Genomic DNA, 7484 nt, shown 5'->3' on the forward strand with positions numbered 1-7484 from the left:
AAATTTGAGTTCATGGAATTGAAAAAGTCTGGGTTTAAATGGAATCCATTTACATCAGATAATTTAGTTATGAGATAATTTAGGAAGCTTATAAATGAAATTTTGTATTATCTCTATCCAAACAGAAGTTATCATCATGGTAACAGTTATTACAGCTAAGGTCATTTGATAACTATAATCGCCTATTACCCCCATGGAAGCAGCCGCACTAACAAGAACAAAACTAAATTCGCCAATCTGAGATAACAAAGCTCCGGCATATATACTATCATGCCATGTACTGCCCATGCCTTTAAATATCAGGGCATTTATTAAACTATTAATAACCATAACTGCAAGGGTGATTAACGATATAACACCAATGTTTTGGTATGCGAAGTGTAGGTTAAGTTGCAAACCAATTGCTAAAAAGAAAAAGGCTAAAAAGAAAACACGAAAAGGGACCAGGGCATGGTCTAACCATTGGGTGGACTTATCCTGTCCGACCAATATACCTGCCAAAAGCGCCCCCAAAGCAGCCGATAACCCAAACCAATGACTTACCTGTGCCATTCCAAAACACAAAACAAAACCCAAAAATACTTGCAAATCGTGGTCTCGTATCAAATCATGCCTGAATGGAATTTTTATTAGTTTTTTGCGAATGGCGACATGCATAAAAATCAATATGGCCAGACCGCCAAATACTGTTCTTGCTAACTCAGTGGTCTCCAATTTACCTTTGGCCATAAAGTTTAAGGTAAGCATCATTGGTACGATGAGTATATCTTGCATGATTAATACTCCGGATGTTAACAGCCCTATTTTACTTTTAATTTGCCCAGTGTTTGATAAGTATTGAAAAATAATGGCAGAACTACTTAAACTGATGACAAAACTCAAAAGTATAATTACCTGCCAGGACCAATTTAAAATTTGACCTGTTATAACCATGAAAGCAAAACTGAGTAGCAATTGCGATAATGTACCCAGTAATGGTTTTTTAAAACTTTTAGAAAAGTCGGGCAGGTTAATTTCTGCTCCGATAAAAAACATGAGTAATATTACACCAAGTTCTCCAATTTCGTTAATCGTTGATGAATTTGAAATAACCCCGAACACCTCAGGCCCCAGAATGATTCCCGCTATGATATAGGCAATAAAATAAGGTTGTTTCGCCCTTTTTAATAAAAGTGCTAAAAATAATATCGTAAGCGATACTATAAACAGTCCGTTTAACAATCCATGATTCATTTCAAATAAAAGTTAAAGTTACCAGAGTTTTGTTTTTGCACCATTTTCTGATGTTTTTTTAATTTAAAACCCAAAAAGAAATAAGTCATTGCCGATAGAAACGCATTAATTCCAAGCAACCAACCCGAAGCCAACAATACATCTTCAGGTTGGGTTATAAACATCCAGAGGATGATAGCTCCCAATATAACTGAGAATAATCCGCTAAATATCATCCACAATTCTCCTTTGATTTCTTTGCGAAGCCGAAGGGCTGTTATTATTTCTGATATGCCAACGAATATTGACCAAAAACTAATGCTGGCCCATAAAAAGCTGGCAATTACAACAGTGGCAATAAGTGGAGAAACAATAACAGCAATACCTGCCAGTATACTAATAATAGCGCTAAAAATAAGCCATCCCCACCGCTTTCCCTTCCTGATTTTCCGAACCGATGCAATAATGCCAAAAATACCATCAGCTAAGGCTAATGCACCAAAAACAATTGCCAGGGCAAGTATGGCTGTAACCGGCATAATAAAAGCCAACACAGAGAATATTAGCGCAAGGAAGCCTTTAATGATGAAAGCCCACCAATTTGAGGAAATACTTTTTATTCCCTTCTGTTCGTCTTGAACGTCATTACTAATTGTTGTCATTTTTATTGTTTTTTAGTTTAAAAGTTTGAAACTATTTATTCCCTCGAATATATTTTTAATTAGACATCTGCTTTTTAAACACTTATAATCGTCAAAATTGACTTTAGCACTTCTATTTCCGTGGAACCCTCTTGTTTATTGCCTTTGGCGAGCTCGCAAGCCCGGTTCATGTCCTTGTTGTGGACGGCAGTGCATAAGGGTTTCATTAAGAAATAAATCAGACCATTTTTTTTAACAACTCCCATTGAAAACGGCCAACTAAAGGATTGTCTGGGTTGCCATTAATCATGGTTAGGAAATACGCCGTTTTAGACATTTGCCAGTCAATCTTTAAGGTATGCGAATCGCTGTTAGAAACGTACCTTTTGCCGAAGTGCTGCTCAAGCGGAAACCCTAAATTCCTGCAAATAGCCATTGCCCGTTTAATAGCCATCCCCAACTCCTTATCTGATTCGAAAAAATGTTCCATGGATGCAGCATTGAAGTGCATTTCCAATTGTTCTATGGCTTCAATAAAAGCCCCAATATGCAATGGCACATTTTGGTTGTACGGAACTATTGTTTCTATCTTTTTCATACATTTTTATTTTTTAGTTTTGATACAATACTGAATGAGATATCATCAATGATATTTTCGACAGCTTCAATTTGCATACGCATCGACTTTGCAATCTCATTAGCAGTCATTTCATGTAGCCAGAACAGTTCAAAAGCCCGTTTAGCATTTTCATCAACATTAGCCAAAACCTCGTTTACAACGGGTTCTATTTCAATATCGGCAGGGGGTTCAATTAGCGCATCGTTGTTGAGAATCTCATTGCCTAATTTTGTGTTCTCGTAAGAAATATCATCCAAATCTTCCTGCATGATAAGTTCTCCGTCTGCATCAGCGGTAAATTTTTCTTCCATGCTTAAAAGTTCTTCTTCAGCCAGCTTATCGAACGAAATATGTGCGTTTTTTGTGTAATGCTTTTCCATAAAACTTTCCAAAGTTTCGCGGGCAATTTGAAAACTCCATGGGGAGAACTCTTTGTCATTTTTAGGTCGTTCTTCAAATCTTTCATAAAGAGCAAGGTATATCTCATCCACCAAATCATCAATTGTAAACCCGCTGGCAACTTTTGTTTTGCTATACGAAAGATACCTGGCTACAAACCCGCGGATAGCAGGCAAAAGTTGTTTTATAAGGAAGTTAAAGTGTTCTTTATCCTCTTCGTTTCTTAGCTTATTAAGTTGGGATAAATGCTTGCTTGCTATGTTAAGTCTTGTTTTTTTTTGTGAAGCTATAAATTGCCTTAAAAACCTGGATTTAAGCCGGGTCATTATTTGTTCAGCTAAGATCGCCGGTTCAGTGCCTTCAGCTTCTACAAAAACCCGGTTAGCTCCTTGTTTTAAATAAAAAGTTGCTTTTATCCCCTTATTGGTTTCTGTTAAATAAGCATCCAGTTTATTGGAATTAAGAAGAACATTCATGCGGTCAAACCATTTATTATGATTTTTTATGACCTCTCCAAACTGACTTGCCAAGTTGCTATCTGTCAATAAATGTTTGTTATGAATTGTTGTTTTCATCTTATTTCATTTTAAGGTTCATCAAAATATTTGCCTGCATTACTAAAAATGGTTAAATCAAATTATATTAAGCTTCAAAACTTAGTTTTTCGTTTTCATTTTCGGGCTCCCTGAATACAATTTTATTATCAATAGCATCAATCACAATATGTGAATTGGGGTTTACCGTGTCCTCGAGCATGGCAACCGATAGTTCATCCAGGATTTTGCGCTGTATCAGTCTTTTTAGAGGCCGGGCCCCAAATTGTGCATCAAAACCTTCTTTTTGCAGGTAGTCTAAGCAGTTATCTGTTACATAAAAAGTTATATTTTGCTTTGATAATACCTGTTGCAGGTGTCCCAATTGAATTCTTATAATTCCTTCCAAATCGTTTTTTGACAGCGGACGGAACATAATAACTTCATCAATACGGTTTAAAAACTCCGGTCTGATACTTGTTTTAAGCAATTCAAATAATTGCTTCCTTGTTCTATCAATAATATCTTCGGTATTTTTTTCTGTAATTTCGGAAAAGTTATCCCTAATAATATCAGAACCTAAATTGGAAGTCATGATAATAATTGTATTTTTAAAATTGGCAATACGCCCTTTATTATCAGTTAGTCTTCCATCTTCCAATACCTGTAGCAATATATTGAATGTATCAGGATGTGCTTTTTCTATTTCATCAAGTAAAACCACAGAGTAGGGTTTTCGTCTTACCGCTTCTGTTAATTGTCCGCCTTCGTCGTAACCAACGTAGCCCGGAGGCGCTCCAACCAGCCTTGAAACAGCATGTCGCTCTTGGTACTCACTCATGTCAATGCGAGTCATTAGTTTCTCATCATCGAACAAGTACTCTGCCAGGGCTTTGGCAAGTTCGGTTTTTCCAACCCCGGTTGTTCCGAGAAACAAAAACGAGCCAATGGGGCGGTTTTCATCGGACAGCCCGGTACGGCTTCTTCGTATAGCTGCCGCCACTGCATGTATTGCTTCATCCTGGCCTACGACCCGTCTATGCAGTTCTTCCTCAATATGAAGTAGTTTTTGTTTTTCGCTTTGCAGCATCTTGCTTACCGGGATGCCTGTCCATCGGGATATTACCTCGGCAATATCTTCAGCGGTTACCTCTTCTCGTACCAACCTTTTACCATCCCTTTCATATTCCTGAAGTTTTGCAACCGCCTGTTTTAATAGCTCTTCTCTTTTAGGAAGTTCTCCATACCTGATTTCTGCTACCTTACCTAAATCCCCTTCACGCTCAGCTTTTTCTGCTTTATACTTAAGGTCTTCGATAGCCTGTTTAATGTTTTGTATATTGGTAACTACCGATTTTTCATCTTCCCACAGGGCCATTAGTTGCTTGCGTTCTTCTTCAAGGTCGGCAAGTTGCATGGAAATGTGTTTTACCCTTTCTTTATCTTTTTCGCGTTTAAATGCTTCCCGTTCTATTTCCAGTTGTTGAATTTTGCGGTCGAGTAAGTCAATTTCTTCGGGTTTAGATTTCATCTCTAATCGTAGGTGAGCAGCGGCCTCGTCAATCAGGTCAATAGCTTTGTCGGGCAAATAGCGGTCGGAAATGTACCGAATGGAAAGTTGCACTGCTGCCACAATAGCCTCATCCTTAATCCGTATTTTGTGATAATTTTCATACCGTTCCTTTATACCCCTTAAAATTGAAACAGAATCTTCTTCGGTAGGTTCGTCAATAAACACTTTCTGAAACCTTCTTTCCAATGCTTTATCTTTTTCAAAGTATTTTTGAAATTCATTGAGGGTAGTTGCACCAATAGCCCTTAATTCTCCGCGTGCTAATGCAGGCTTAAGGATGTTTGCTGCATCCATAGCACTTTCACCTCCGCCACCGGCACCTACCAAGGTATGTATTTCATCTATAAAAAGAATAATCTGCCCATCTGATTCGGTAACCTCTTTTACTACCGTTTTCAACCGTTCTTCAAATTCTCCCTTATATTTTGCTCCGGCTATCAGGGCTCCCATGTCGAGCGAATATATCTCTTTGGAAATCAGGTCTTCGGGTACATCTTCATTAACTATCCGAAAAGCTATCCCTTCAGCTATAGCTGTTTTACCAACTCCCGGTTCACCTACCAAAATGGGGTTGTTTTTACTTCTACGGGCAAGAATTTGCAGCACCCTTCGTATTTCATCATCCCTGCCAATAACAGGGTCGAGTTTACCGCTCTGTGCGCGTTCGTTCAGGTTTATGGCGTATCTTGATAATGAATTGTAAGTATCTTCAGCACTATGACTGGTTACACGCCCTCCTTTTCGTAACTCTTTTATGGCAGAAGTTAAATCCTTTTCGTTCAGCCCACTGTCTTTCAATAAACTGGCAACCGGGTCGTTTACTTTCATCAGTCCTATAATGATATGTTCCAACGATACATAATCATCTTTCATACTTTTTGCAGCACTTTGGGCTTTTGTTAATGCCTCGTTGGCCGTGTGGCTAAAGTACTGTTGCCCTCCGCTTACTTTAGCATACCCCGTTACAATACCGTCAAGAGCTGCAGTTACATGCTGATGATTTATTGAAAGCTTTTTAAAAATAAAGGGGATTACATTTTCATCTACCTCCATAATACCTTTAAGCATGTGTCCACATTCTATAGCCTGATGCTCATTTTCCATTGCAAGTTGCTGTGCCCGTTGAATGGCTTCCTGCGATTTTATAGTAAACTTGTCTAGTTGCATATATTTTATGTTTTTATAAATTTTGACTTATTAAATTAATTAATTACGGTTTAGAGGCCACGCCGGATTGCCTCCAGATAATTTGCCCGTTTTTAAATAAAATTAACGTAGGCACGCCTTGCACACGATATTGTTGTGAACAAGGCTATGTAATTTGCTTTCATGTTTGCACTGTTTTGGAATTATTAATCAACATTTTTAAACTTTCGAAATATTATTCCGGCTTTTATTGCCTTATATTATTCCGGCTTTTATTGCCTTAAGGGGCTGTATGTTATTTAATATTTTACAGCCCCGGTTAATTTAATCTAAAAGTTAAGAATAAAAATTGTTATGAAGCTATTCTTTTCTTAAAATCAGCAAGTTTTGTTTTAAATTTCTCAAACAATGCCTGAGAATCACCATCATCTTTCACTGATTTTTTCAATTCTTTAATGGTTTTGTTTAGTTCTTCATATTCACGGTCGCGGTCGCCATAACCAAGCTCTTCGGCCATAATTAACTGGTATTCTGCATTGTCAAGAAGTTCGAGTACCTCTTTCTTTTTGTCTTCATTGGAAGCATCATCGGTTTTGGCCTGAGCGATAAGCGCCTGTGCCCTCAGTATAGGCAAAGGAATGCGTTCTTCGCTTATAACTAATGTGTTAAGAGCTGTGTATAACACTACTTTGGCTTCATCAGTTTTCCCTTTGTCAATTAAAGCCGCTGCTGATTTCATGGCTTCGGGAAAAGTTGATAAAAGTAATTCAACTTTAGTAAACTGCAATTCACTGGCCAGTTTTGCTAACTCATAGCGCAACACCTGGAAATAGTCCTCTTTTAAGGCCTGTCTTGCTGCTCTTTTTATATGCCTGATTGTTTCAAGGTCGGCCACCAGGTCAACGGTTTTAACCGATACGTCAATAGGTACCAGTGCCAAATCGGGTTTACGGGCCAGTAAAATATTTTGGGCATTGTGCTATAATACCTATAGTTGTCAGTTTCCATTACATCGTCATCAAACCATTCATCATCCAGATACTTTTAAAGATCATTTAAGTCTGCTACATCCTGACTTGTTTGAAAACAAGGGTGAAACCAACTCCAAAAATTCTCCTGGTCTTTATAGGGATCGGGTAGTGGTACAATCACGGTACCACGGAATAAATCTCCAGGATGTTCCTTATACCTGAAATGTGTAAACTTTTCATTTAAATTTTTCATGACAATCATTTGGTGCGAATGCCACAAATGCTGTACCGGAGAGATTAGATTAGATTGAAAGTTATGTTTTGAACAACATTTTTAAAGAAATGGACAAAGTTATTCAATATTGTTTATTTCATGACAGGCAACGCCCT

The 7484-nt window shown here is 37.9% G+C and carries 7 protein-coding genes; all 7 read right to left on the reverse strand.

Going from position 1 to position 7484, the window contains the following annotated elements:
* Positions 1 to 63 precede the first annotated feature (63 nt).
* Positions 64 to 1233 (reverse strand): cation:proton antiporter, encoded by a 1170-nt coding sequence (locus tag B3H30_RS24235; RefSeq protein ID WP_286834934.1) that lies wholly within the window; start codon positions 1231 to 1233, stop codon positions 64 to 66.
* Positions 1230 to 1874 (reverse strand): HdeD family acid-resistance protein, encoded by a 645-nt coding sequence (locus tag B3H30_RS24240; RefSeq protein ID WP_286834936.1) that lies wholly within the window; start codon positions 1872 to 1874, stop codon positions 1230 to 1232. Before B3H30_RS24240 ends, B3H30_RS24235 begins: the two co-directional genes overlap by 4 nt.
* Positions 1875 to 2091: 217 nt before the next feature.
* Positions 2092 to 2451 carry a hypothetical protein gene (locus tag B3H30_RS24245; RefSeq protein WP_201639840.1) on the reverse strand — a complete coding sequence of 120 codons (360 nt, stop codon included), beginning with the start codon at positions 2449 to 2451 and terminating at the stop codon, positions 2092 to 2094.
* Positions 2448 to 3446 carry a sigma-70 family RNA polymerase sigma factor gene (locus B3H30_RS24250; RefSeq protein ID WP_201639316.1) on the reverse strand — a complete coding sequence of 333 codons (999 nt, stop codon included), beginning with the start codon at positions 3444 to 3446 and terminating at the stop codon, positions 2448 to 2450. The genes B3H30_RS24245 and B3H30_RS24250 overlap by 4 nt, the downstream gene beginning before the upstream one ends.
* A gap of 67 nt (positions 3447 to 3513) precedes the next feature.
* Positions 3514 to 6144, reverse strand: a complete 2631-nt coding sequence (gene clpB / locus B3H30_RS24255; RefSeq protein WP_201639315.1) for an ATP-dependent chaperone ClpB — start codon at positions 6142 to 6144, stop codon at positions 3514 to 3516.
* A gap of 331 nt (positions 6145 to 6475) precedes the next feature.
* On the reverse strand, positions 6476 to 7087 hold the full coding sequence (locus B3H30_RS24260; RefSeq protein ID WP_286834968.1) for a YfdX family protein: 612 nt from the start codon (positions 7085 to 7087) through the stop codon (positions 6476 to 6478).
* A gap of 80 nt (positions 7088 to 7167) precedes the next feature.
* Positions 7168 to 7347, reverse strand: coding sequence for a hypothetical protein (locus B3H30_RS24265; protein ID WP_286834937.1), 180 nt, complete (start codon positions 7345 to 7347; stop codon positions 7168 to 7170).
* Between the last annotated feature and the right edge of the window lie 137 nt (positions 7348 to 7484).

The organism is Sphingobacterium sp. UBA7038, assembly GCF_002494055.1.
Classification (GTDB): Bacteria; Bacteroidota; Bacteroidia; order Sphingobacteriales; family Sphingobacteriaceae; genus Sphingobacterium; species Sphingobacterium multivorum.